This window comes from Methyloparacoccus sp. NF-16 (assembly GCF_056880625.1).
In genome coordinates this window covers 547,829-571,040 of the sequence record NZ_CP174130.1, presented here as the reverse complement: position 1 = coordinate 571,040, position 23,212 = coordinate 547,829, and the positions used below count along the sequence as shown (strand labels likewise).

General features: G+C 68.1%; 22 protein-coding genes. 10 read left to right on the top strand and 12 right to left on the bottom strand.

Features of this window, described 5'->3' with window-relative positions:
- The first annotated feature begins 40 nt into the window (after positions 1–40).
- Positions 41–2,623, top strand: coding sequence for a DNA mismatch repair protein MutS (mutS, locus tag ACH5N8_RS02680; protein WP_483282402.1), 2,583 nt, complete (start codon positions 41–43; stop codon positions 2,621–2,623).
- A 224-nt stretch (positions 2,624–2,847) separates the two neighbouring features.
- Entirely contained in the window at positions 2,848–3,702 is an 855-nt protein-coding gene (locus ACH5N8_RS02675) for a DJ-1/PfpI family protein (protein ID WP_483282401.1), read from the top strand.
- Between the two features lie 72 nt (positions 3,703–3,774).
- Here the strand turns inward: ACH5N8_RS02675 and radC are convergent, their stop codons facing one another.
- Entirely contained in the window at positions 3,775–4,452 is a 678-nt protein-coding gene (gene radC, locus ACH5N8_RS02670; protein ID WP_460026635.1) for a RadC family protein, read from the bottom strand.
- Between the two features lie 107 nt (positions 4,453–4,559).
- On the opposite strand from radC, the gene coaBC reads away from it, so the two are divergent.
- The 3 genes from coaBC to argB are packed head-to-tail and all read left to right on the top strand — an operon-like array spanning position 4,560 to position 7,164.
- Positions 4,560–5,774: a bifunctional phosphopantothenoylcysteine decarboxylase/phosphopantothenate--cysteine ligase CoaBC gene (gene coaBC / locus ACH5N8_RS02665; protein WP_483282400.1), complete on the top strand. Its 1,215-nt coding sequence runs from the start codon at positions 4,560–4,562 to the stop codon at positions 5,772–5,774.
- Positions 5,743–6,198 (top strand): dUTP diphosphatase, encoded by a 456-nt coding sequence (gene dut / locus ACH5N8_RS02660; protein WP_460026633.1) that lies wholly within the window; start codon positions 5,743–5,745, stop codon positions 6,196–6,198. The genes coaBC and dut overlap by 32 nt, the downstream gene beginning before the upstream one ends.
- A 30-nt stretch (positions 6,199–6,228) precedes the next feature.
- Complete coding sequence (gene argB / locus ACH5N8_RS02655) at positions 6,229–7,164, top strand: acetylglutamate kinase (RefSeq protein WP_483282399.1); 936 nt, start codon at positions 6,229–6,231, stop codon at positions 7,162–7,164.
- A 21-nt stretch (positions 7,165–7,185) separates the two neighbouring features.
- Here argB and ACH5N8_RS02650 read toward each other — a convergent pair whose 3' ends face one another.
- The 4 genes from ACH5N8_RS02650 to purD are packed head-to-tail and all read right to left on the bottom strand — an operon-like array spanning position 7,186 to position 11,256.
- A complete protein-coding gene (locus ACH5N8_RS02650) occupies positions 7,186–8,238 on the bottom strand; it encodes a DUF4124 domain-containing protein (protein WP_483282398.1) in 1,053 nt (350 codons plus the stop codon).
- Entirely contained in the window at positions 8,235–8,876 is a 642-nt protein-coding gene (gene pyrE, locus ACH5N8_RS02645) for an orotate phosphoribosyltransferase (RefSeq protein ID WP_460026630.1), read from the bottom strand. Before pyrE ends, ACH5N8_RS02650 begins: the two co-directional genes overlap by 4 nt.
- A 39-nt stretch (positions 8,877–8,915) precedes the next feature.
- Positions 8,916–9,920 carry an AAA family ATPase gene (locus ACH5N8_RS02640; RefSeq protein ID WP_483282397.1) on the bottom strand — a complete coding sequence of 335 codons (1,005 nt, stop codon included), beginning with the start codon at positions 9,918–9,920 and terminating at the stop codon, positions 8,916–8,918.
- A 55-nt stretch (positions 9,921–9,975) separates the two neighbouring features.
- The gene (purD, locus tag ACH5N8_RS02635; protein ID WP_483282396.1) at positions 9,976–11,256 is read right to left on the bottom strand and encodes a phosphoribosylamine--glycine ligase; all 1,281 of its coding nucleotides are present in this window, start codon (positions 11,254–11,256) and stop codon (positions 9,976–9,978) included.
- A 355-nt stretch (positions 11,257–11,611) separates the two neighbouring features.
- On the opposite strand from purD, the gene ACH5N8_RS02630 reads away from it, so the two are divergent.
- From ACH5N8_RS02630 to ACH5N8_RS02620, 3 genes are read left to right on the top strand one after another with little or no spacing between them, the layout of a single operon-like run.
- Positions 11,612–12,430 carry a heme-binding protein gene (locus ACH5N8_RS02630; RefSeq protein WP_483282395.1) on the top strand — a complete coding sequence of 273 codons (819 nt, stop codon included), beginning with the start codon at positions 11,612–11,614 and terminating at the stop codon, positions 12,428–12,430.
- A gap of 58 nt (positions 12,431–12,488) precedes the next feature.
- The gene (locus ACH5N8_RS02625; protein ID WP_483282394.1) at positions 12,489–13,127 is read left to right on the top strand and encodes a hypothetical protein; all 639 of its coding nucleotides are present in this window, start codon (positions 12,489–12,491) and stop codon (positions 13,125–13,127) included.
- Between the two features lie 12 nt (positions 13,128–13,139).
- Entirely contained in the window at positions 13,140–13,559 is a 420-nt protein-coding gene (locus ACH5N8_RS02620) for a DUF3293 domain-containing protein (RefSeq protein WP_460026625.1), read from the top strand.
- Positions 13,560–13,592: 33 nt separating this feature from the next.
- Here ACH5N8_RS02620 and ACH5N8_RS02615 read toward each other — a convergent pair whose 3' ends face one another.
- From ACH5N8_RS02615 to fusA, 4 genes are all read right to left on the bottom strand, one after another.
- Entirely contained in the window at positions 13,593–15,533 is a 1,941-nt protein-coding gene (locus tag ACH5N8_RS02615) for an esterase/lipase family protein (protein WP_483282393.1), read from the bottom strand.
- Between the two features lie 92 nt (positions 15,534–15,625).
- Entirely contained in the window at positions 15,626–16,804 is a 1,179-nt protein-coding gene (gene dinB, locus ACH5N8_RS02610; RefSeq protein WP_483282392.1) for a DNA polymerase IV, read from the bottom strand.
- 41 nt (positions 16,805–16,845) lie between these two features.
- The gene (locus ACH5N8_RS02605; protein ID WP_483282391.1) at positions 16,846–17,244 is read right to left on the bottom strand and encodes a hypothetical protein; all 399 of its coding nucleotides are present in this window, start codon (positions 17,242–17,244) and stop codon (positions 16,846–16,848) included.
- A 140-nt stretch (positions 17,245–17,384) separates the two neighbouring features.
- Positions 17,385–19,439: an elongation factor G gene (fusA, locus tag ACH5N8_RS02600; protein WP_483282390.1), complete on the bottom strand. Its 2,055-nt coding sequence runs from the start codon at positions 19,437–19,439 to the stop codon at positions 17,385–17,387.
- Positions 19,440–19,608: 169 nt separating this feature from the next.
- Between fusA and ACH5N8_RS02595 the strand changes: the two genes are divergently transcribed.
- Together ACH5N8_RS02595 and ACH5N8_RS02590 are read left to right on the top strand one after the other, a co-directional pair.
- Positions 19,609–20,025 (top strand): archease, encoded by a 417-nt coding sequence (locus ACH5N8_RS02595; RefSeq protein WP_483282389.1) that lies wholly within the window; start codon positions 19,609–19,611, stop codon positions 20,023–20,025.
- Positions 20,026–20,048: 23 nt separating this feature from the next.
- Positions 20,049–21,479 carry an RtcB family protein gene (locus ACH5N8_RS02590; protein ID WP_483282388.1) on the top strand — a complete coding sequence of 477 codons (1,431 nt, stop codon included), beginning with the start codon at positions 20,049–20,051 and terminating at the stop codon, positions 21,477–21,479.
- Positions 21,480–21,554: 75 nt separating this feature from the next.
- On the opposite strand, the gene ACH5N8_RS02585 is transcribed toward ACH5N8_RS02590, so the two are convergent.
- The 3 genes from ACH5N8_RS02585 to ACH5N8_RS02575 form a co-directional block, all read right to left on the bottom strand.
- Positions 21,555–22,049, bottom strand: coding sequence for a Spy/CpxP family protein refolding chaperone (locus ACH5N8_RS02585; RefSeq protein ID WP_483282387.1), 495 nt, complete (start codon positions 22,047–22,049; stop codon positions 21,555–21,557).
- A gap of 40 nt (positions 22,050–22,089) precedes the next feature.
- Complete coding sequence (locus tag ACH5N8_RS02580) at positions 22,090–22,596, bottom strand: BCAM0308 family protein (protein ID WP_483282386.1); 507 nt, start codon at positions 22,594–22,596, stop codon at positions 22,090–22,092.
- Between the two features lie 81 nt (positions 22,597–22,677).
- Positions 22,678–23,163 carry an Hsp20/alpha crystallin family protein gene (locus ACH5N8_RS02575; RefSeq protein ID WP_483282385.1) on the bottom strand — a complete coding sequence of 162 codons (486 nt, stop codon included), beginning with the start codon at positions 23,161–23,163 and terminating at the stop codon, positions 22,678–22,680.
- Positions 23,164–23,212 lie beyond the last annotated feature (49 nt).

The window sequence follows — 23,212 nt, the reverse complement described above, 5'->3', positions numbered from 1 at the left end:
GCAGCATTGCCAAGCCCCAGCCAGCCCTGTCACCATGCGCATGCCCGAGAAGCCACAGCCGTCGCCCCAGCATACCCCGCTGATGCAGCAGTACCTGCGCATCAAGAGCGAACACCCGGACCGTCTGGTCTTCTTCCGCATGGGCGATTTCTACGAACTGTTCTACGATGACGCCCGCAAGGCCGCCCGGCTGCTGGACATCACACTGACCACGCGCGGGGAATCGGCCGGTCAGCGCATCCCGATGGCCGGTGTGCCCTACCACGCGGCCGAGGGCTATCTGGCCCGGCTGGTGAAACTGGGCGAATCGATCGCCATCTGCGAGCAGATCGGCGACCCGGCGACCGCGAAAGGCCCGGTCGAGCGCCGCGTGACGCGCATCGTGACACCCGGCACCGTGACCGAGGAAGCGCTGCTGGAGGACCGTCGCGACAACCTGCTGGTCACCGTCGCACCGCTGGGGAAAGTCTTCGGCCTGGCGGCGCTGGATCTTGCCGGCGGCCGCCTCACGGTACAACAGCCGGAAACCGCCGAGGCACTGTTCGGCGAGCTGGAACGGCTCGATCCGGCCGAGCTGCTGGTCAGCGAGGACTGGCCGCTGCCGGCGGCGCTGTCGCAGCGCCGCGGCCTCGCCCGCCGGCCAGCCTGGCACTTCGAGCCGGAAAGCGCCCGCCAGCTGCTGCTGCGGCAGTTCGGCGTGCATGATCTGGCGGCGTTCGGCTGCGCGGATCTGCCGGCGGCCATCGCCGCGGCGGGCGCGCTGTTGCAGTATGTCCGCGACACCCAGCAAGCCGCGCTGCCGCATGTCCAGGGCATCCGCCTGGAGCGCCACACGGAGGTAATCACCCTCGACGCTGCCAGTCGCCGCAACCTGGAGCTGGACACCCACCCCTCCGGGCGAACCGACCTCACCCTGTTCGGCGTGCTGGACCGCACGGTGACCGCCATGGGCGGGCGGCTGCTGCGGCGCTGGCTGCACCGCCCGCTGCGCGATCAGGCGACGCTGCGCGAACGTCACGACGCCGTCGCGCTGCTGCTGGACACCCTCCAGTATCCGCGCCTCAGGGACAGCCTGCGGGCGATCGGCGACATCGAGCGCATCGTCTCCCGCATCGCCCTGAAATCGGCGCGCCCGCGCGATCTCGCCACCCTGCGGCTGACGCTGGCCAGCCTGCCGGCCCTGCATGACATGCTGGGAAGCCTGGAAGCGCCCCGACTGCAGACACTGGCCATGGCCATGCCGCCGCAACCGGAGCTGGCCGATCTGCTGGGCCGCGCCCTGATCGACAACCCGCCCATGCTGATCCGCGATGGTGGCGTGATCGCGCCGGGCTACGATGCCGAACTGGACGAGTTGCGCCACCTCAGCCACAACCACGAGCAGTTCCTGCTGGAACTGGAGCAACGCGAGCGCGAGCGTACCGGCATCGCCACGCTCAAGGTCGGCTACAACCGCGTGCAGGGCTTCTACCTGGAGTTGTCCCGCGCCCAGGCCGACCGGGTGCCAGCGGACTACGTCCGGCGCCAGACCCTGAAAGGGGTGGAACGCTACATCACGCCGGAACTGAAGCAATTCGAGGACAAGGTGCTGGGCGCCCGCGAACGCTCGCTGGCCTGCGAAAAGGCGCTGTACGAGGCCCTGCTGGACCAGCTCGGCGGGCATATCACCGAGCTTCAGGCAACGGCGCAGGCACTGGCCGAGCTGGATGTGCTGGCCAATTTCGCCGAGCGGGCCGAGAGCCTGCGCCTGTCGCGGCCGCAGCTGAGCGACGAGACCGGCCTCCGGATCACCGGCGGCCGCCATCCGGTGGTGGAGGCGGTGCTCGACACCCCGTTCGTGCCCAACGACCTGGAGCTGTCGCCCGAGCGGCGCATGCTGATCATCACCGGCCCCAACATGGGCGGCAAGTCCACCTACATGCGGCAGGCGGCGGTCATCGTGCTGCTGGCGCATATCGGCAGCTTCGTACCCGCCGAGCATGCCGCAATCGGGCCCGTCGACCGCATCTTCACCCGCATCGGCGCCGCGGACGACCTGGCCAGCGGCCGCTCGACCTTCATGGTGGAAATGACCGAGACGGCGCACATCCTCCACCATGCCACACCCAGCAGCCTGGTGCTGATGGACGAGATCGGCCGCGGCACCAGCACCTTCGACGGCCTGTCACTGGCCTTCGCCACCGCCGAGCAGCTGGCGCGGCAGATCCGCGCCCTGACGCTGTTCGCCACCCACTATTTCGAGCTGATCACGCTGGCGGACGACTACCCGGAAGTGCGCAACGTGCATCTGGACGCCGTCGAGCACCAGGACGGCGTGGTGTTCCTGCACGCCGTCAAGGAAGGACCGGCCAACCAGAGTTACGGCCTGCAGGTCGCCGCCCTGGCCGGGGTGCCCCCGGTCGTCGTGCAGCGGGCGCGGGAGAAGCTGGCGCAGCTGGAGCGCCAGTCGCAGGCCGAGCACCCGCCCCGCACCCGGCAACTGGATCTCTTCGAACAGCCAGCGGCAAACCCGGTGCTGGCCCTGCTGGAGACCATCGATCCGGATACGATGGCGCCGCGCGAGGCGCTGGACCTTCTCTATCGGCTCAAGGCCCTGCAGAACGGCCAGCCGGACATGAGCTGAGCGATATCACGCAATCATCTGCGCCATATGGCGCAATCCGCCCCGCCCATCTTCGCCGGTGCGTCGGCACAGGCTGGCCGGCCGCCGGGGTCGCCGCCCCCGACGCCGAGCCGGGCGAGCAATGCCCGCTGGCTGGCTGATTCAGGCATCTTTCATGCTTGGGGTCCCGCGGCAGCCGTACCGGCTGCCTCCACCTCATCACGCAGCCAAGGAAACCACCCTGCATGAAACGACGCCTGCCTCCCCGCCGACCGTCCTGGCTCCTTTTGTTCTGGCTGCCGCTGTGCGCATTGCTGCTGCCGGGCCTGGCCCGGGCCCTGACCCACGCGGAGCTCATGATGCTCCAACCCCGGCCGAACGTGAAACAGCACGGGGTCGGCATCTATGTCTACAACGGCATGAACGCCATGGATTTTCTCGGTCCCATGCAGGTCTTCGGCGCGGCCGGACTGAAACCTTTCCTGATCGCCAAGGACACGCGCCAGCCGGTCGTCACCAGCAACGGGCTCAGCATCAACGTCAGCCGTTCGATCGCCGAGGTGTCGCAGCTGGATATCCTGGTGGTGCCGGGCGGAACCCTGGAAACGGCCGCGCAGACCCGCGACGAAGACCTGCTGGACTGGATCCGGCGGATCGACCGGACCACCGTCTACACGACCAGCGTCTGTACCGGTGCCTGGATTCTGGGAGCCGCCGGACTGCTGAAAGGCAAGCAGGCCACCAGCAACTGGTATCGCGCTGCGGAAATCCTGACCAAGTTCCGGGCCATCCCGCGCCCGGGCCAGCGCTATGTCTTCGACGGCAAGCTGGTCACCGGCGCCGGCGTGACCGCGGGCATCGACATGGCGCTCGCCATCGTCAAGCAGCTCTATGCCCATGACGGCCATGGCGGCAGAGACTACACGCAGGCTGTGATGCTGGAGCTGCAATACGACCCGCACCCGCCGGTGCGCGGCGGCAGTCCGGCCAAGACCAACCGCTTCGTCCGCGGTGCCATGCAGGAGATGTACGACATGTTCCTCTACAACCCCGATGTTCCCGGCTATGACTGGGCCCTGAGGCTCGCGCCGCTGCCCTGACGGAATCCGGGGGCGCAGCGCGCCGGCGCGGCCGTCGCCGCGGATGCTTTCTCTCCCGGCCTCCCGGGAGACTCACAGCAGGCCGTGCTCGGCGAACGAGTAGGCGTGCTCGCCGTCGCCGACGATGAAGTGATCCAGCACCCGGATATCGACCAGTCCCAGTGCCTGCCGGAGCCGCTGGGTGATGAGCCGGTCGGCCTCGCTGGGTTCGGCGACGCCGGAGGGATGGTTGTGGGCAAAGATCACCGCGGCCGCGTTGCAGGCCAGTGCCGTCTTGACCACCTCGCGCGGATAGACGCTGGCGCTGTCGATGGTACCGCGGAACAGTTCGCGGAAGTCGATGACCCGGTGCTGGTTGTCGAGCAGCAGGCAGGCGAACACCTCGTGCGGATAGGCACGCATCTGGGCGGCAAGATACTGGCGGGTCAGGTCCGGGCTGGTGAGGGCGTTGCCGCGCTGCAAACTCTCCCTGAGATGGCGGCGGGCCATTTCCAGCACCGCCTGCAACTGGGCGTACTTGGCCATGCCAAGTCCCGGGCTCTGGCGGAAACGGGCGAAATCGCTTTCCAGCAGGGCGCGCAGCGAGCCGAAGTCCTTCAGCAGGTCGCGCGCCAGATCGACCGCAGTCTTGCCCGGAATCCCGGTGCGGAGAAAGATCGCCAGCAGTTCGGCATCGGACAGGCTGCCGGCTCCCCGCGCCAGCAGCTTTTCGCGGGGGCGTTCCGCATCGGGCCAGTCGGTGATGGGCATAGGCTTGCTCCGCCGTTCGGTATCCGTCAATCGGCCTGAAGCATAGAAGGCTCGCGGCAAACTTGCCATAATGCCGCCCCCGTCATCATCCCTTCCGGACCCTTAGCGTGAGCCCCCTGAGCGGCCAGAACATCCTGCTTGGCGTCACCGGCGGCATCGCCGCCTACAAGGCGGCCGAACTGCTGCGCCTGCTGCGCGGCGCCGGCGCCGAGGTGCGCGTGGTCATGACCCCGGCCGCGGCCGAGTTCGTCGGCCCCCTGACCTTCCAGGCGCTCTCCGGCCATCCGGTATCGAGCGAACTGCTGGATCCGGCGGCGGAATCGGCCATGGGTCACATCGCCCTGGCACGCTGGGCCGACCGCATCGTGGTGGCCCCCGCCTCGGCCGACGTCATGGCCCGGCTGCGGGCCGGCCTGGCGGACGACCTGCTGACCACGCTCTGTCTCGCCGCCACGGCGCCGGTGATCCTGGCGCCGGCCATGAACCAGGCCATGTGGCAACACCCCGCCACCCGGGAAAACGCCGCCGTCCTGCGCCAGCGCGGCATCCGCCTGCTCGGCCCGGCCACCGGCGAGCAGGCCTGCGGCGAAACCGGCCCCGGCCGCATGCTGGAACCTGCCGCGATCCTCGCGGCTCTGATCACAGCGGAGCCTTCCGGCCGGCTCGCCGGCGTGCGCATCCTCATCAGCGCCGGACCGACGCGCGAGGCCATCGATCCGGTGCGCTACCTGACCAACCGCAGCTCGGGCAGGATGGGTTACGCGCTCGCCGCCGCCGCGACGGCACAGGGCGCGCGGGTCAGCCTGGTCAGCGGGCCCACCGCCCTGCCCCGCCCCGACGTCGAGCGCCACGTCGCCGTGGAATCTGCCGCCGAGATGGCTGAAGCCGTGCTGGGACTGGCACCCGCCAGCGACATCTACATCGGGACCGCCGCCGTCGCCGACTACGCCCCGGCACCATCCGCGGACAAGATCAAGAAGGACGCGGACACGCTGACCCTGACGCTCACCCGCACCCGGGACATCCTGGCGGCGGTGGCCGGCCTGCCGGAGCGTCCGTTCACGGTGGGCTTCGCCGCCGAGACCCGCGATCTCGAAACCTACGCCCGGGCAAAACTGGCGGCCAAGCGGCTGGACATGGTGGCCGCCAATGCCGTCGGCGCGGGGCTGGGCTTCGAGGTGGACGACAACGCCCTGTACGTCTGCTGGCCGGATGGCGAAACCCGCCTGCCGACCGCGCCCAAGACCGTACTGGCCCATCAACTCCTGGACCTTATCGCCGACCGTTACCATGCACACCATCCAGCTCAAGATCCTCGATGACCGCCTCGGCCGCAAGATTCCCCTGCCGGACTACGCCACACAGGGCTCGGCGGGGCTGGATCTGCGCGCCTGCCTCAGCGAACCGCTGACCCTGCAGCCGGGCGAGACACGGCTGATCCCGACCGGCCTCGCCATCCACATCGACGACCCCAATCTGGCCGCCGTGCTGCTGCCGCGTTCCGGCCTCGGCCACAAGCATGGCATCGTGCTCGGCAACCTGGTCGGCCTGATCGACTCCGACTATCAGGGGCAGGTGTTCGTGTCGTGCTGGAATCGCGGCCCGGTGGCCTTCGACATCGGCATCGGCGACCGCATCGCGCAGATGGTGTTCGTGCCGGTGTTGCAGGTCCAGTTCGAGCGGGTCGAGGCGTTCACCGCCAGCCATCGCGCCGAGGGCGGCTTCGGCCATACCGGCCACCGCTAGGCGTCCCTTCCACCCACGTCAGGAGCATCCGTGCAGAAACAAGCCGCTCTGGAAACCGAATCCGCCGCCCGCATCGCGCATGTCCTCATCGAGGCGCTGCCCTACATCCGGCGCTTCAAGGGCAAGACACTGGTCATCAAGTACGGCGGCAACGCCATGACCGACGACCGCCTCAAGCACAGCTTCGCCCGCGACATCGTGCTGCTCAAGCTGGTCGGCATCAATCCCGTGGTGGTGCACGGCGGCGGGCCGCAGATCGGCAACCTGCTGCAGCGGCTCGGCAAGACCAGCCAGTTCGTGCAGGGCATGCGGGTCACCGACGCCGAGACCATGGACGTGGTCGAAATGGTGCTGGGCGGCCTGGTCAACAAGGAAATCGTCAACCTCATCAACCAGCATGGTGGTTCGGCCGTGGGCCTGACCGGCAAGGATGGCGATCTGGTCCGGGCCGAGAAGATTTCCGTGACGCAGCGGTCGGCGGAGACCGACGAACCGGAAATCATCGACCTCGGCCATGTCGGCCGGGTGCGCAGCATCGATCCCGGCATCGTCGACACCCTGATCCAGAGCGACTTCATCCCCGTCATCGCGCCCATCGGCGTCGGCGACGACGGCTTCTCCTACAACATCAACGCCGACCTGGTGGCCGGCAAGATGGCCGAGGTATTGCGGGCCGAGAAGCTCATGCTGCTGACCAACACCGCCGGCATCCTGGACCGGCAGGGCGAACTGCTGACCGGGCTGTCGCTGCCGGAGGTCGACGACCTGATCGCCGACGGCACCATCAGCGGCGGCATGATCCCCAAGGTCAACTGCGCCACCGATGCCCTCAAGGGCGGCGTCAAGAGCGTGCACATCATCGACGGCCGCGTCGAACACGCGGTACTGCTGGAACTGCTGACCGACCGCGGCATCGGCACCCTGCTGATGCCGTCCCGCATCGGCGCGCTGTCGGCCTGGGTCTGAGCCCCCGCCGCCACCCGCAGATCAGGGCGTCGTCACGCCCGGTCGCGCGGTGCCGGTGGCGGCGCCCGCCGCCGGCAGGGCCATGGATGCCCGGAAGCGTTCGTGCAGTTCCCGCGCCCGGTCGCTCTTGCAGAGCTGTTCGCCGATCGTCGTCGGCCGGCAGATGACATCCATGAACACCATCTGGTGGGGGTTCCCGGGGATGCGGGTGATGGTGATGCCGAAATCGGTTTCGTTGCGCGGATAGGGAGTCTGCAGGATCTTGTCGGTATCGACCGATACCCGATAGCCATACTCGCGGCCCAGCAGTTCCCGCGCGAGTTCCCAGTAGCGGTCGCACTGGCGCGTGTCGGCGCACTCGACGGCACTGATGAGGATGTCGCTGTTGCTGTCGCCGCTGGCCTTGACCACGGCATGGGTCCAGTCAGCATTGGGATTTTCGTTGCGCGCCTGCATGGCCCTGATGGCCTGGAAGCGCCGCAGGTCGCGATTGTAGCGGTCGACGGTGGCCAGCTTCTCGTTCTCCAGGCGCTGCATCTGCGCGCGGTAGGCATCCAGGCGCCGGCCCAGAGCGTGCAGGGACTGGCGCAGGGGTTCCGGAACCGGCTGCCCCCGGGCCCCCAGGTCGCGGACGCGCTGATCCTGGACCCGCAGGTGGGCCTGGTCGCGCTGGAGACTGGCCTCGGTCAGCTTGATGCTGCCATCGAGGCCATCCAGCTTGATCTTCAGCGCCGCGAGAATCTCGTCGCTGCTGCGATAGGTCCGCATCAGCGCCCTGTCCTGCTCGCGCTGCTCGCTGAGAACCTTTTCCTGCTGCGCCCGCAGCTGCTGCAGCAGCTGTTCGCGCTGGAGCTGCTCGCGCGTCTTCGGCGCCTCCAGCACCTCCACCTCGAAGCCCAGCGAATTGAGCCGGGCGCGGCGATTTCTGGCCTGCTCGGGCGGCACGCGATCGGAATAGTTCACGCCACCCCTGTCGTCCGTCCAGCGATAGGTCTCGGCCGGGGCCGCGGCCGGCAGGAGGGACAGAACCGCGGCGGCCAGGCATCCCGGCCGCGACGGTCCCGGCACGCTCATGACAGGCCGGCTCCGGCCCGATAGCGGCGTATCGCGGCCAGTTCGGTCTCCCGGCCACTGACATCGAGATAGGCGACGATGTCGGCCAGCCGGATGATGCTGTAGACGGGCGTGCGATAGAGCGCCGCCACTTCCTCGACCGCGGACTGCGCGCCCTGGCCGCGCTCCTCGCGGTCGAGCGCGATCAGCACCCCGGAGGGCGTCGCCCCCGCCGCGCGGATGATGTCCACCGATTCCCGCACCGAGGTACCGGCGGTGATGACATCGTCCAGGATCAGCACCTGTCCCTGCAGCGGCGAACCGACAAGGGTGCCCCCCTCGCCATGATCCTTGGCCTCCTTGCGGTTGAAGGCGAAGGGAATCTCCCGGCCAGTGCGACGCGCCAGCGCCATCGCCGTGGCGCAGGCCAGGGGAATGCCCTTGTAGGCCGGGCCGTACAGGACATCCGCCTGGATGCCGGCGTGCAGCAGGGCTTCGGCGTAGAACTGGCCCAGACGATCCAGGCGGGCGCCGGTGTTGAACAGACCGGTATTGAAGAAATAGGGGCTGCGCCGCCCGGACTTCAGCGTGAAATCGCCGAAACGCAGGACCTGGCAATCGATGGCATAACGGATGAAGGCTTCTTGGTAGGGCTGCACGTGAACTCCGGCAAACGGTTCGGGGAAAGCGGTCAATCCTCAGGGCACGGCAACCCGCCGCAGCAACTCGCGGATCACCCGGTCGGCATCGACGCCATCGGCCTCCGCTTCGTAGCTCAGGATCAGGCGGTGACGCAGCACATCGGGCGCGATCGACTGGATATCCTCGGGGAGGACGTAATCCCGCCCCTGCAGCCAGGCGCGGGCGCGGGCGCCGCGATCCAGCGCCAAGGTGGCGCGCGGACTGGCCCCGTACTGAAGCCAGCGGCCCAGGCTTTCGTCGTAGGCGCCGGGATGGCGCGTCGCCAGCACCAGCTGCAGCAGGTACTCCTCCAGCGAATCGGCCAGGTAGAGATCCAGCACTTCCTGTCTGGCGGCAAACAGCACGCTCTGCGGCACCGGCGCGAAGGTGCCGACCGCCTGGCGCGCGCCCCGTTTCGCCTCCTCGCGCACCAGCCGCAGGATGGCGCGCTCGTGCCGGGCCTCGGGGTAGCCGATGCGGACATAAAGCATGAAGCGGTCCAGCTGCGCCTCCGGCAGGGGGTAGGTGCCTTCCTGCTCGATCGGGTTCTGGGTCGCCATGACCATGAACAGCTCGGGCAGCGGATAGGTGGTGCGTCCCACGGTGATCTGCCGCTCGGCCATGGCTTCCAGCAGGGCCGACTGCACCTTGGCCGGAGAACGATTGATCTCGTCCGCCAGCACCAGGTTATGGAACAGGGGGCCGGTCTGGAAGTGGAAGGAGCCATCCTGCGGGCGGTAGATTTCCGTGCCGGTCAGGTCGGCCGGCAGGAGGTCCGGCGTGAACTGGACACGGTGAAAATCCCCTTCGAGGCCACGGCTCAGCACGTGGATGGCGCGGGTCTTGGCCAGACCCGGCGCACCCTCGACCAGGATGTGTCCGTCCGCCAGCAAGGCGATCAGCATGCACTCGACCAGCCGCTCCTGCCCCAGCACCTGGCTGGAGACGTGGTCGCGCAGCCGCTGGAGCTGAATCTGGGCCTCGCTCAGGGGCCTCTCGGATGTCGCCATCTCGGCACTCATGTCGTCCCTCGAACTCTCCATCACACATTCCGTGGCAATACCCGCGCCTCGGTGCCTAGCCGCGACCCAGCGCGCGATGGCCGATGTCGCGCCGGCAGTAGGCATCCGGCCAGTGGATGCGTCCCACCTGCGCATAGGCCTGCGCCTGGGCCTCGCGCAGGCTGTCGCCCAGGGCGCTGACGCAGAGCACCCGGCCACCGGCGGTCACCACCCGGCCATCGACCAGCGCCGTGCCGGCATGGAACACCTTGACGCCGGGCGCCTCAGCATCCGGCAATCCCGCGATGACATCGCCCTTGCGATAGTCGAAGGGATAGCCGCCGGCAGCGATCACCACGCCCAGGGCCGGGCGCGGGTCCCAGTCGACGCGGGCCTCGTCGAGCCGTCCCGCCAGGGCCTGCAGGCAGAGGGCGGGCAGGTCGCTACGCAGCCGCATCATGATGGGCTGGGTTTCGGGATCACCGAAGCGGCAGTTGAACTCCAGCACCTTGATCGAACCATCCGGCGCCACCATCAGCCCGGCATAGAGAAAACCGCTGTAGGGCGTGCCGTCAGCCGCCATGCCGCGCAGGGTCGGCAGGATCACATCGTCCATGGCGCGCCGGTGCACCTCCGGCGTGACCACCGGCGCCGGCGAGTAGGCGCCCATGCCGCCGGTATTGGGGCCGGTATCGCCGTCGTCGCGGGCCTTGTGGTCCTGCGAACTGGCCATTGCCAGGGCATGCCGGCCATCGGCCATGACGATGAAGCTGGCCTCTTCGCCGTCCAGGAATTCCTCGATGACCACGCGATGGCCGGCGGCACCGTAGGCATTGCCGGCCAGCATGTCACGCACCGCGCCCTGGGCCTCCGCCAAGCTGTGGGCCACCACCACGCCCTTGCCGGCCGCCAGGCCATCGGCCTTGACCACGATGGGCGCCCCCTTCTGCTCCAGATAGGCCAGCGCCGACTCGATGTCGGTGAAGGTCTGGTAGTCCGCCGTGGGGATGCCATGGCGGGCCAGAAAGTCCTTGCAGAAGGCCTTGGAACCCTCCAGCCGGGCGGCGGCCTGGGTCGGGCCGAAGCAGTTGAGCCCGGCGGCGCGGAAGGCATCGACGATGCCCAGCACCAGCGGCGCTTCCGGGCCGACAATGGTGAGGTCGATGGCCTCGCGCTGGGCGAAGGCCAGAAGACCGCGCACATCCTCGGCGGCAATCGGGACGTTCTCGAGATTCGGTTCGCGGGCCGTGCCGGCATTGCCGGGGGCCACGAAAACCCGCTCGGCCTGGGTTGACTGGGCGGCCTTCCAGGCCAGGGCATGTTCGCGGCCACCGCCGCCGACGACGAGAATTCTCATGGGAAAAGCGTGATGAATGGCTGATGCGGGATGATACCCGCTCCGGTGGTGCATGGTCACGGCCGCCGCGCCCCGCCAGAGGCCTGGCAGCCTTGCCAGCGGCGCGCCGGCCCCCCGATGCGCCGGCACGGCAATCCTCCGGCGCTTGCCGCGGCGCGATTTCCCGCGCCGGCATCCGAATACCTTTTATCGGCGGGTGGACGGAGTCCCAGGAAAGCCATGCCGCAGCGATGCAAAACCAGTCCCGCCGTGCCCCGTTCGCCGGTATTGCACTCGCATGCCGCGCTCGCCACAATGGCGCCGCCGATACGTTTCGGCCGGATTTTCAACAAAAACCAGATTACGGAGAGCACACATGAAAAGAACCATGGCAAATGGTCTCTATTCCCTCGTCCTGACCACCTGCGCATCCACGGCATGGGCAGCCTGCTCGGACATCAGCTACGAAATGCTCAGCAACGCCGCCTCGACCGTGAAGAATACCGAGTCGGCGCTGACCGGGGGCCTGAGAAACAATATGTGGGTAACCTTTGTCGATGAAACCGGCAAGGTCTGCAATGTCGTCAATACCGCCGGAGCCGGCCTGAACAGCGGCAAAACCTGGGGGGTCAGCCGCAATATCTCGGCCCAGAAGGCCAACACCTCGGCCATGTTGAGCCTTGACGCCACCCTGCTCGGCGGCAAGATCCAGGCCTGGGCTTCCGGCGCCCTGCTCCTCGCGACCCAACCCGTCCTCGACCCGGCAACGGGCAAGGTCGCGGCCAGCGTGGGCAACCTCCAGGGCACCCTGTGGGGACTCCAGGCCAGCAACCCCGTCAATCCGGCGATCGCCTATGCCGGCAACCCGAATCAATACGGGACCAAGAACGATCCGATGAAAAACAAGCGGATGGGCGGCATCAACGTCTTTGGCGGCGGCCTGCCCATCTACACCAAGGGTCTGGTAAAGGTCGGGGCGATCGGCGTCTCGGGCGATACCTCGTGTACCGATCATGCCTTTGCCTGGCGGGTTCGCGAAAACCTGGCCAAGATTCCGGGAGGCCAGCTCGCGGGCGCCGAATTGATCGAGGCCAATAGCGCCACCAGCGAAATCCTCGACATCACCGGGCTCAGCTACCCCGATTGCATTGCCGGCATCACGCCCAAGGAAAACATGCTGAACGGCCTCAAGTAGACCCCGTCCGGGGCCTGCGCCAGTCAGGCCCCCTCCTGCGTCCCCGCTCCGCCCGCCGATGATCGCCACCCGCCTGAAGGCCATGGTCCGCCTGCTGCTGGTGGGCACGCTCATCCTGGCGAGCGCCCGCCATGCCGCCATCCGGACGGACATGACGGCCGGCACCCGGGCATCGCCGCGGGCCATCCCCGGACCGCCCCCCATCGACTACGCCAGCCTGCTGCAACGACTCTCGACACCGCCGCAACTGACGCCGGCGCAGCGCGAGGAAGACCGGCGCATGGACCGGGAGATGGCAGCCGCCGCGATAGCCGAACTCGGCAGTCCGCGGGAGGCGGATCGCGTCGGCGCCGCGGAGCAGCTGGGCGCCTATCCCGTGCCGGCGGCGGACATCGCCCTCGCCAGAACCCTGAGGACGGATGCCAGCGCCGCCGTCAGGCTGGCCTGCGCGATCAGCCTGGCCAACTTCGACGAACTTTCCCGCGCCGCGCTGACGGCGCTGCAAGGTGCCCTGGCAGATGGCGACGAAAATGTGCGGGGCGCCGCGTTTTCGACCTTGCAGGCCTATCTGGAAACCCGGTCACCCGACTCGCCGGCCCTCAAATCCACCGTCAAAGCGCTCGGCAAGCTGACCCGCTCGCAAAAACTCGACCCTGAAACGCGGCAGCTGGTACGGGAATTACTCGCCGGCCGGTAGCGCAACGCGACGATGGTCTGCGCAGCAACCCTGACCCAGGCCTACCGGGAGACGGACTACCGGGTGCTGGGCGAGACGCCGATGACGCTCCGCATCGGCGAGCACAGCCCGGCGCTCGCCGCCCTGATGGCTCGCCACGGCGTCGCCGCCTGCGCCTTCATCACCGCCTGCAATCCCCGCAGCCAGCTGCTGGACGAAGCCGAGAATGCTCGCCGCCAGCAGGCGCTGGCCGCGGAGCTGCGGGCCCGCAAACTGCCCTGTCTCGCGGGTGTCGGCGAGCATCCGCGCGGCGGCTGGCCGGGCGAGCCCAGTTTTCTGGTGCTGGGGCTCTCGCGGCAAGCGGCAGACGAACTCGGCCAGCGCTATCAGCAGAACGCGGTGGTCTGGTGCGCGGCGGATGCCGTGCCGGAGCTGCTGCTCCACCCCGGCTGACCGCACGCCGGCGGCAAGCCTTGGCCGATGGCTTCAGCGCGCCGCCGCCGCATCCTGCTGCTGCAGCTGCAGCAGCAGGATGCGGCGCACCTCCTCGATGGCCAGCGGATGCCCCTGGGCCGAGTGGCCGGTGCGCACGATGAATTCCGACGCCATGCCGTCCAGGTGCGCGCTGCGATACTCGACCACGCCATCGTTGCCGGTCTTGATGTCCATGCCCGGCAGGACGGGAATGATCGAGTGCCCGGTGATGCCGGGCGCCAGCGGCAGCCGGGCCATAGCCTGGGTCACCGGATTGTCGGCCGACATGCCGTCCACGCTGGTGGGCATCTTGTCGCGCAGGCTTTCGGGCAATTTCAGCTGCCGGGTAAATTCGCGGAATTTCTCCGCGCCGTCGGTGACCAGCGAGATGGGCAGGGTCAGCGCCTGTCGGGCCAGCTCGCGCACCCAGTCCTTGGTCAGGAAGCTGCCACGATGCGGGGTGGAGATGAACACCACCCGCCTGACGAACGGCAGGTGTTCGAAGAACAGCGCCCGCCTCAGTCCCGCCTTGAGGACGGGATCAATGTCGAGGCTCTCGAAGGGCTGGTCGCTGATGGCGCGCCACAGCCGGTTGCCGGGATCGACCGCGGTGAAGCGGGTCAGCAAACCGCCCTGGCTATGGCCGATCACCACCATCTGCCGCAGCGCCGGATCGCGGCGGGCGGGGTCCAGGCGCGCGACCATCCCGGTCAGCGCATCCCGCAACCCGGCTCCCGAGGTCGCCACCGGCTTGTTGCTGGTGTACTCGTAGAACCAGAACTGGTAGCGCTTGCGGATGAGCGGATCGTTTTTCAGCGTGTTGACCATCTCCGCCCACCAGACGGGGCTGCTGCCGGTGCCATGCACCAGCACCACGGGAATGCGGCCCGGCTGGTAGGGCTGGATGAACAGCAGGTTGCTCTCGACCTCGTCACCGGTGATGAAGCGCCAGAGCCCGGCATGCCAGAGCGTCGGGTCGTTGAGCCGATAGGCCAGCGGCGCCGTGGTATCGGACTGCAGGGGAATGGCCTGGCCGTTCACCACCACCTGGTGGTCGTCATAGCTGGAATACAGCTCGATCGTCGCCTGGGCGCGCCCGGCGGCCAGTTCCCGGAGTCCGCCGTCGATACGCAGGAAGGCCGTCAGGGGAATGGCGCCGCCGTTCGGTGCGGCCGTGGAATTGCGGGTGACGCCGATGATGGGCAATCCCAGCCCGGGTGTCCGGTTGTGCAGGGTGAAGCCATAGACCTCGTAGGCGTCGGCCGGATGGAAGGTGGCGAAATCCCCGCGCTTCCAGTTGAGCTGGGCGGCCTCCAGGCGAATGGGCAGCGGCCCCAGTGGCAAACGGCGCTGCTGGGGCGCAAGCGCCAGGCTGTCGCTGCCGGCAGCCCGGAATGCCAGGTCCAGGCTGCGGTTGTACAGCTCGCAGGCCTCGCGAAAGCGGGCGTCGTAGGGACTCGGCGGCGGCTGGTCGCTCTTGCCCAGCAGATACAGGTAGGCATAGACGGCAGCCTGCAGGTAGGCATCGCGCGCGGGCGGCTGCGCCATGCCCGGGTCGGCCACCTCCGGGAGCTGTCCGCCCCAGTCGTAATTCATCTCGGCCAGGGCGAACAGGATGTCGCGGCGGCCGTCCCTGAGCGCGACCCGCTGCAATGCGGCGATGGCTGCACGCGGGCTGTCCTGGTAGCTGGCCAGCAGGTTGTGGCGCTGCAGGACCGCCGCGGCGGCATGGCTCAGTCCGTCGTCCGCCAGCACATTGCGGGTGGCGTCGCGGTAGGAGTCGACCGGGGTCACCCGCGTCACGCCGATCGGCTGGCCGCAGGCCGAGAGCATCAGCAAGGCGGCCAGGATCGGCACCAGCCGACCGGCGGATACGCAAGCGGCGGCACGGCGCGGCAGTGGCGCGGGCCGGGTGGCGGCATTCGGCGGCATGATCTCACCCACGGCATTCATGACTTAATTTATTGATTATACGGGCAACCGACCGCATGCCGGGCACCGTCTCCTGCCCCAGCGGCGCGGCAGCGACATGCCCGGGGCCGTCCTCAAGCGGCGGGCTCGGCGAACAAATCCAGCTGCGTCCCCGGCGGCCGGCCGCGGGGCATCAGCGACGAGAAGCTGACCCCCAGCAGCCGTACCGGCCGCAGTCCCGCCTCGGTCTGGTCCAACAGCGCCACGAGGTGCGGCATGGCGTCGCCGATCTGCAGCAGCGGCTGGCCCGGCGTGCGGCTACGGGTAACCTGCGCGAAGTCGGCATAGCGCACCTTGATGGTCAGCGTGCCCGCACACTGCCCGGCTGCCGCCAGCTTGTCCAGCACCCGCCCGGCGAGCCGGACCAGCTGCTCCAGCATATGCCGGGGATCGTCGATATCGGTCTGGAAGGTCGTCTCGGCACCGAAGGATTTGCGCGGCCGGTCGGGATTCACCGGCCGCTCGTCGATGCCGCGCGCGAGACCGGCATAATATTCGCCCGCCTTGCCGAAATGCTCCCGCAACCGGCTCAGGGGCGCTCGCGCCAGATCCTCGCCGGTGTGGATGCCCAGCGCGCGCATGCGGCCCTCGGTGGCCCGGCCGATGCCGTGAAAGGCGCCGATGGGCATGGCGCGGAGGATCGCCGGCGCCTCGTGGGGCAGGATACGGCAGAAGCCGTCCGGCTTGTCGCGGTCGGATGCGAGCTTGGCAAGAAACTTGTTGCAGGATACTCCGGCCGAGGCGGTCAGTCCGGTCGTGGCCTGGATGCGTTGCTTGATGGCGAGGGCGATCAGCGTCGCCGACCCCCGTAAGGCCTGGCTGCCGGTGACATCCAGATAGGCCTCGTCCAGGGAAACCGCCTCGACCCGCTCGGTGAAATCGAGCAGGATGCCGCGAATCTCGGCCGAGACGGCCCGGTACACATCGAAGCGCGGCCGCCGGAAGACGGCGTCGGGACACAGGCGCCGCGCCTGACTGGCCGGCATCGCCGAACGGACACCGAACGCCCGGGCCTCGTAGCTGCAGGTGGCGACCACCCCGCGGCTGTCGGGCAGGCCACCGACAATGACCGGTCGACCACGCAGGCTCGCGTCGTCGCGCTGCTCGACCGCCGCATAAAAGGCGTCCATGTCGACATGGACGATCTTGCGCGCGGCGCTCCGCTCCGCCGCCATGACGGCCAGCCTGCCGGCGTCTCCGTCCGGCTCGGAGCGGTGGTTGCGCGCCCCCGGGGCGCAGCGATGCTCGACCATGCTGCGCCGCTGGCGGCGGGCACGCCGGCTGCCCGCTTTCCTCAGGGCTGCGCCAGCATCTGGCGGCGGATCTCCTTGTCCAGGGTCTGGATCCAGGCGTTGTAGTCCTTGTAGATCATGACGGGCTTGCCAGCCTTGGCGGAATAGTCCAGGTTGGCGCTGTTCAGGTACTTGATGCTGTAGAGCGAGGGACTGAAGTCGATCGAGACCTCGGCCACCATGTCGTCCTGATAGAGCTTGCCGTTGACCTGGCCGGGCTTCACGGTCCGCATCTGCCAGCCAAGGTTGGTGCCGGCGCGGACGATGGCCTTCTCGACGTCGCCAAGACCGTGGTGCTTCTTGGCCATGTGTACCGGTGCGCCCTCGATGTTCTGCAGCGGCAGGGTCTGGCAGGCGGCCAAGGCAAGTGCCCCGGCCGCCAGAAAGGCGAGTTTCTTCATGTTCGTGATCCTCGGGTGTGAATGGGCCAACCGGCCGTGCCACGGGTTCGGCGCCACACTGGCCGGCGCCTGACATCGGTCGGGCCAGCCGATTGTAGTACGGTCACCCGCGGGTGTCGCCGGCTTGCGGCAGGGCTGACTCAATCCTCCTCGCGGGGCCGGTAGGCTTCCGTCAGCTTGCGCTGCACCGCCGGCGGCACGACATCGTGATGACTGAAAGTCAGGGTGTAGGAACCCTGGCCCGCCGTCAGGGACTTCAGCCGCGACGGGAAATCCAGCAGTTCCGCCAGCGGCGCCCTTGCCGAGAGCTGCGCCATGCCGGCACGGGCGCTGGACTGACCGGTGATCTGCCCCCGGCGCGCCGCCAGTTCGCCGCTGACGTCGCCGATGGCGGTTTCGGGAATGGCCAGCGCGATACCGACAATCGGCTCCAGCACGATGGGCGATGCCCGGGCAATCGCGTCGAGGAAGGCCTTCCTGCCGGCGGTGACGAAGGCGATTTCCTTGCTGTCGACCGGATGGGTCTTGCCGTCGTGGACGATGACGCGCACGTCCTGCAGCGGAAAACCGGCGCTGGCCCCGCTCGCCAGTACCTGCCGCACCCCCTTTTCCACCGCCGGGATCAGGGAGGCGGGAATCGCGCCGCCCTTGACCTCGTCGACGAATTCGAAGCCCGCCCCCCGCGGCAGCGGTTCGATGCGCAGGAACACCTCGCCGAACTGGCCCGCGCCACCGGTCTGCTTCCGGTGGCGGCAATGCCCCTCGGCCGGCAGGGTGACAGTTTCCCGGTAGGGCACCTGGGGAACGTGGGTCTCCACCTCCAGCCGGTATTGCTGGCGCATCTTCTCCAGCACGCTGGCGAGATGGATTTCGCCGAGGCCCTGCATGACCTCCTCATGGGTGGAAGCGTCATAGGCCACCTTCAGGCTGGGGTCCTCCTCCTCCAGCCGGTGCAGCACTTCCGACAGTTTGTGCTCGTCGCCCCGCCGCCGGGGCCGGATGCTCAGGCCGAAGACCGCCGGCGGAAACTCCAGCGGGCGCAGATGGATGTGATCGTCCTCGGGCGCATCGTGCAGGACCGAATCGAAATGCACGTCTTCCAGCTTGGCCAGCGCGCAGATCGTGCCCGGCACCGCGCGCTCGATCGGGATGTGCTGCTTGCCCTGAAGCAGAAACAGCTGTCCGACGCGCACCGGCTTGCGCGATTCGCCGACGTACAGCGCGGCGTTGGGCACCAGGGTACCCTGATAGACCCGAAACACGGCGATCTTGCCGACATAGGGATCCATCTCGACCTTGAAGACATGTGCCAACACATGGCGCTCGGCATCGGGGCTGGCTGCGAAGGGGACGGCATCGCGCCGTTCGGCGTTCGACGGCCAGCGCTCGAACAGCGGCGGGTTGCTCTCGGCAGGGCTGGGCAGCCAGCGCACGATGTTGTCGGCCAGTTCGGCGACACCCGCACCGGTACGCGCGGAGACGAAGCAGACGGGAATGATGTGACCCGCGCGCAGCGCCGCCTCGAAGGGTGCATGCAGTGCCTCGGGGGCCACCTCGCCCTGTTCCAGGTAGCGGGTCATCAGGCCCTCGTCAACCTCGACGACCTGGTCCACCAGGGCCCGATGCGCCTCGGCCACGGACCCGAAATCGGCCTGCCCCTCGGCGTTGAAGAAGCAATCGACCACCCGCGCACCACGCTCGGCCGGCAGGTTGACGGGCAAGCATTCCTTGCCGAAGGCGGCGCGGAGCTCCTCCAGCAGCTGCGGCAATGTCTGGAGCTCGCCCTCCATCTTGTTGACGACAATGAAGCGGCAGAGCTGCCTGGTCTCCGCCCACTGCATCATGCGCCGGGCGGTGATTTCGATGCCGTTCTGGGCGTTGATGACCACCGCAACGGTGTCGACGGCATCCAGGGCACAGAGCGCCTGCCCCATGAAATCCGGCAGACCCGGCGTATCGAGCAGGTGCACCAGGGCATCCTGATGCCGGAAATGGGTAACCGCCAGTTTCACGGAGTGCTGATGGGTCTTTTCCAGCGGATCGTAATCGCAAACGGTCGTACCCCTGGCAAGATCGCCCGGGGTGTTGATCATCCCGGTGTGATGCAGGAGGGCCTCGACCAGGCTGGTCTTGCCGGCCCCGTTCTGGCCGACAAATGCCAGGGTGCGGGTATGTGCGGTAGCGGGAATATCCATGGCGGGTCTCCTGTGTGCGAAATTCTGCCGGGCGGCGCGGTTCCGGAGATGTCTCCGGAGATGAGGAAAATCGCGTCGCGGCGGACTATCTTTAGTTCATATTCGTCCAGGCCGGAGACAACTTCCAGCGCGGCTTGCCGGCAGCCGCCACAAACGAGCCCGATGCCCCATGCCAGAAACCTGGGAGCTCTTTCCCCATGCGGCCGACGTTGGCATTCGCGGCTACGGTGCCAGCAAGGCCGAGGCCTTCGAGCAGGCCGCCACGGCGTTGACGGCGGTCATCACCGATCCGGCCCGCGTCCGGGCACGGCAAGCCGTGCCGGTGCGCTGCGAGGCGCCGGACGACGAGCTGCTGCTGGTCGACTGGCTGAACCGCCTGATCCTGGAAATGGACACCCGCCATCTGCTGTTCGGCCGTTTCTCGGTCGAACTCGGGGCAGGGTATCTGAACGCCACGGCCTGGGGCGAGCCGCTGGACCGGGAGCGCCACTGCCCGGCGGTCGAGGTCAAGGGCGCCACCTACACGGCATTGCGGGTCGCCTGCGAACAGGGCCGCTGGCTGGCGCAAACCGTGGTCGACGTCTGACGCCCAACCGGGAGGAGTCGCCTATGGATACCGGACGGTTCATCCAGCGCACAGCACATGCATGGGAGCTTCCCCGCCAGGGGGCCATGCGCGTACCGGCACTGATCTATGCCAGCGAGGCGCTCATCCGTGCGATGGACGAAACGGTCTACCAGCAGATCGCCAACGTCGCCACCCTGCCGGGCATCGTCCGGGCCGCCTGCGCCATGCCGGACGCACACTGGGGCTATGGCTTCCCCATCGGCGGCGTGGCGGCCTTCGCCGCCGAGGATGGCGGGGTGGTCTCGGCCGGCGGCGTCGGTTTCGACATCTCCTGCGGGGTGCGCTGCCTGCGAACCGGCCTGACCCGGACGGAGCTCGAACCATTGCGGGAAGCTCTGGCCGACCGGCTGTTCCGGCACATTCCCGCCGGTCTCGGCTCGACGGGCGCCATCCGGCTCGCCGGCCGGGAGATGGAACGAATGCTGACGGGCGGTGCCCGCTGGGCGGTGGCGCAGGGCTGGGGAAGCGCAGCGGACCTGGAGCGCATCGAGGAGCGCGGCCAGATGGCCGGCGCGGAACCGGCCTTCGTGTCCGAGCAGGCCAAGCTCAGGCAGCGCGACGAAATGGGCACGCTGGGCAGCGGCAATCACTATCTCGAAGTCCAGGTGGTGGCGGCGGTCCATCATGCTCCCAGCGCCGACGGCTTCGGCCTGCGAACGGGCGACATCGTGGTCATGATCCACTGCGGCTCGCGCGGGCTCGGCCACCAGATCGGCACCGACTACCTCAAGTCCATGGCCGTCGCCGCCAGCCGGCACGGCATCCGGCTGCCCGATCGCGAACTGGCGTGCGCGCCCATCCACTCCAGCCTGGGGCAGCAATACCTCGGCGCTATGCGGGCCGCCATCAACTGTGCCCTGGCCAACCGGCAGATCCTGACGCACCTGGTGCGGGACATCTTCGCGGAGTTGCTGCCCATGGCGCGGCTGGAGCTGCTCTACGATGTCTCGCACAACACCTGCAAGGTCGAGCAGCACCGGATAGATGGGGAAGCGCGGCGGCTGTACGTGCATCGCAAGGGCGCAACGCGAGCCTTCGGGCCGGGCCATCCCGAGCTGCCGGAAGCCCTGCGGCCGACCGGCCAGCCGGTGCTCATCGGCGGTTCCATGGGCACGGCCTCCTATGTACTGGCGGGGCTGCCGGAGACCGAGAATCCGGCTTTCGCCTCCGCCTGCCACGGCGCCGGCCGCGCCATGAGCCGGCATCAGGCGACGCGCACCTGGCAGGGGCGCAAGATCGTCGCCGAACTCGCCGGGCGCGGCATTCTCATCCGCAGCCCCTCGCTGCGCGGCGTGGCCGAGGAGGCGCCCGGCGCCTACAAGGATGTGTCCGCGGTGGTGCTGGCGGCGGAAGCGGCCGGGCTGGCGCGCCGGGTGGCCAGGCTGGAACCCCTGATCTGCATCAAGGGCTGACAGGCCGGCCCTGCCGCGGATCGTCCGGATCCTGGCGGCATCATGCCTGCCCCCGGCGGGAGCAACTCGGCGTCCTCACCTTGCGGTGGGCTTGAGGGATGACAACCGCGCCTGCTGCTCGGCGGTCAGAACGGCATTGATGTCCCGCCGGGTCTTCAAGGCTGTCTCCAGCAACTCGTCGAAGGCAGCCGTGTGCGCCCGGGCAGCCTGGCGTATGGCGGCCTCGTCCTTGGCGGGATCCAGAAACATGCGGTGGGCCCAGCGGGTCGCATCGTGCAGTTTCTTGTTGATGCCCTGGATGCGCTGCTGGTTGGCCTGATGCAGGCGGTAGATCCGGCCCATCTGGTCATCCGTCAGCCGGAGTTCCTCGGCATGCTGCAGGAGGACATCGCCGTAGCTCTGATGGTCGCGGATACCCTCCTCGATCAGCCGTTCCATCCAGCCCTGCAGGCCCGGATTGCCGGCGCCATCGGCATCCCCCGCGGCCTGGGGTTCGCCGGTGGCTGGTGCGGCGGAAAACACGAGCATGAGACTGGCCAGCAGGGCGAGCAGTTGTGTTGGAATTTTCATGGTCGACCTCGAGTGGCAGTGACGAAAACCGCTGGCGGATTCAGGCATCCCGGCACCAGCGGACGCGCAGCAGATATTCGCCGTCCTGATAGTGGTAATCCAGTTCGCCGTCGTAGGCGCTCTGCAGGGCCTCGCCCACACCGCGGGTCAGGTGGGGATCGGTGAACGTCAGTTCCACGGCGCCATCCTCCTGTTCGTTGATGGCGATCAGGCGCTTGAGCGGATGCTCGGCCTGCTGGCGCTCGACGTAATGCCTGACGAGCTGCTCGATCTCCTGGCGGTGCCCGGCCAGGAATGCGCCGCCGAGGCGCAGATACCCGGCGAGATCATGCGCCTGGATGCGCTGGCAGGCGGGGCATCGATGCGCCTCGGCAGCGGCGGGCGCGGCCCCCCGCTGCCAGCGGCCATCCTGGAAAATCGCCCCGCAATCAGGGCAATGGGTAGGTTCGGACCATTTGCGCCGGGCATGATAGGGATCATGCTCCCATTCCGGCAGCATGCGGATGGGATGGCCCTGTGGGGCTTTCCGATAGGGATTCTGGCTCATGGGGATGCTCCTCGAGATGTGTTGCCCCGGCAGGGCCTCATGACTGCAAGCAAGACCTGCTGGCAGGCCGCCGACGGGCGGTTACTCGACCTTGATGGCCTTGGGGCTATAGCCCGCGACCTTGGGCAGGTGCAGTTCGAGCACCCCGTTCCGGAATGTCGCCTTGGCCGCCTTTTCGTCGACGGGCGCCGGCAAGGCCAGGGTCCGCCGGAACTCTCCCCGCCGCAGCTCGCGCCGGTGGTATTTCCCTTCCTCCGTTTTCGCCTCCTGCTCGACCCTGGCCTGCAGGGTCAGGAGGTTGTCGCTGAGAGTGACCTCCAGGTCGTCCTTTTTCACGCCGGGAAGCTCGGCCTTGACGAAGATCTCGTCGCTGCGGTCGATAACATCGACCTTGGGAATGCGTCCATCGAAGGCCGTGGGGATATCCGGCCATCCGTGACCGAGAAGGCTGTGCGACAGCCAGCGCCTCTGCAAGGCATCGAACCACTCGTCCATGTCGTCGAAGGGACTCGGCCAACCGGCTGTCCTGGATGCCGGTGCGGTGACGTTTTTCTCTTCTTGGGTCATGACACGTTCTCCTCGGTTTCTGGATTCGGTGTCCCTGACCGCGGGCAAG

Bases quoted from the DNA above. Each gene is read 5' to 3' on its own strand.
- mutS (WP_483282402.1), top strand. From the start codon at position 41: ATGCCCGAGAAGCCACAGCCGTCGCCCCAGCATACCCCGCTGATGCAG.
- ACH5N8_RS02675 (WP_483282401.1), top strand. From the start codon at position 2,848: ATGAAACGACGCCTGCCTCCCCGCCGACCGTCCTGGCTCCTTTTGTTC.
- radC (WP_460026635.1), bottom strand. From the start codon at position 4,452: ATGCCCATCACCGACTGGCCCGATGCGGAACGCCCCCGCGAAAAGCTG.
- dut (WP_460026633.1), top strand. From the start codon at position 5,743: ATGCACACCATCCAGCTCAAGATCCTCGATGACCGCCTCGGCCGCAAG.
- ACH5N8_RS02650 (WP_483282398.1), bottom strand. From the start codon at position 8,238: ATGAGCGTGCCGGGACCGTCGCGGCCGGGATGCCTGGCCGCCGCGGTT.
- ACH5N8_RS02640 (WP_483282397.1), bottom strand. From the start codon at position 9,920: ATGAGTGCCGAGATGGCGACATCCGAGAGGCCCCTGAGCGAGGCCCAG.
- purD (WP_483282396.1), bottom strand. From the start codon at position 11,256: ATGAGAATTCTCGTCGTCGGCGGCGGTGGCCGCGAACATGCCCTGGCC.
- ACH5N8_RS02630 (WP_483282395.1), top strand. From the start codon at position 11,612: ATGAAAAGAACCATGGCAAATGGTCTCTATTCCCTCGTCCTGACCACC.
- ACH5N8_RS02625 (WP_483282394.1), top strand. From the start codon at position 12,489: ATGATCGCCACCCGCCTGAAGGCCATGGTCCGCCTGCTGCTGGTGGGC.
- ACH5N8_RS02620 (WP_460026625.1), top strand. From the start codon at position 13,140: ATGGTCTGCGCAGCAACCCTGACCCAGGCCTACCGGGAGACGGACTAC.
- ACH5N8_RS02615 (WP_483282393.1), bottom strand. From the start codon at position 15,533: ATGAATGCCGTGGGTGAGATCATGCCGCCGAATGCCGCCACCCGGCCC.
- dinB (WP_483282392.1), bottom strand. From the start codon at position 16,804: ATGGTCGAGCATCGCTGCGCCCCGGGGGCGCGCAACCACCGCTCCGAG.
- ACH5N8_RS02605 (WP_483282391.1), bottom strand. From the start codon at position 17,244: ATGAAGAAACTCGCCTTTCTGGCGGCCGGGGCACTTGCCTTGGCCGCC.
- fusA (WP_483282390.1), bottom strand. From the start codon at position 19,439: ATGGATATTCCCGCTACCGCACATACCCGCACCCTGGCATTTGTCGGC.
- ACH5N8_RS02595 (WP_483282389.1), top strand. From the start codon at position 19,609: ATGCCAGAAACCTGGGAGCTCTTTCCCCATGCGGCCGACGTTGGCATT.
- ACH5N8_RS02590 (WP_483282388.1), top strand. From the start codon at position 20,049: ATGGATACCGGACGGTTCATCCAGCGCACAGCACATGCATGGGAGCTT.
- ACH5N8_RS02585 (WP_483282387.1), bottom strand. From the start codon at position 22,049: ATGAAAATTCCAACACAACTGCTCGCCCTGCTGGCCAGTCTCATGCTC.
- ACH5N8_RS02580 (WP_483282386.1), bottom strand. From the start codon at position 22,596: ATGAGCCAGAATCCCTATCGGAAAGCCCCACAGGGCCATCCCATCCGC.
- ACH5N8_RS02575 (WP_483282385.1), bottom strand. From the start codon at position 23,163: ATGACCCAAGAAGAGAAAAACGTCACCGCACCGGCATCCAGGACAGCC.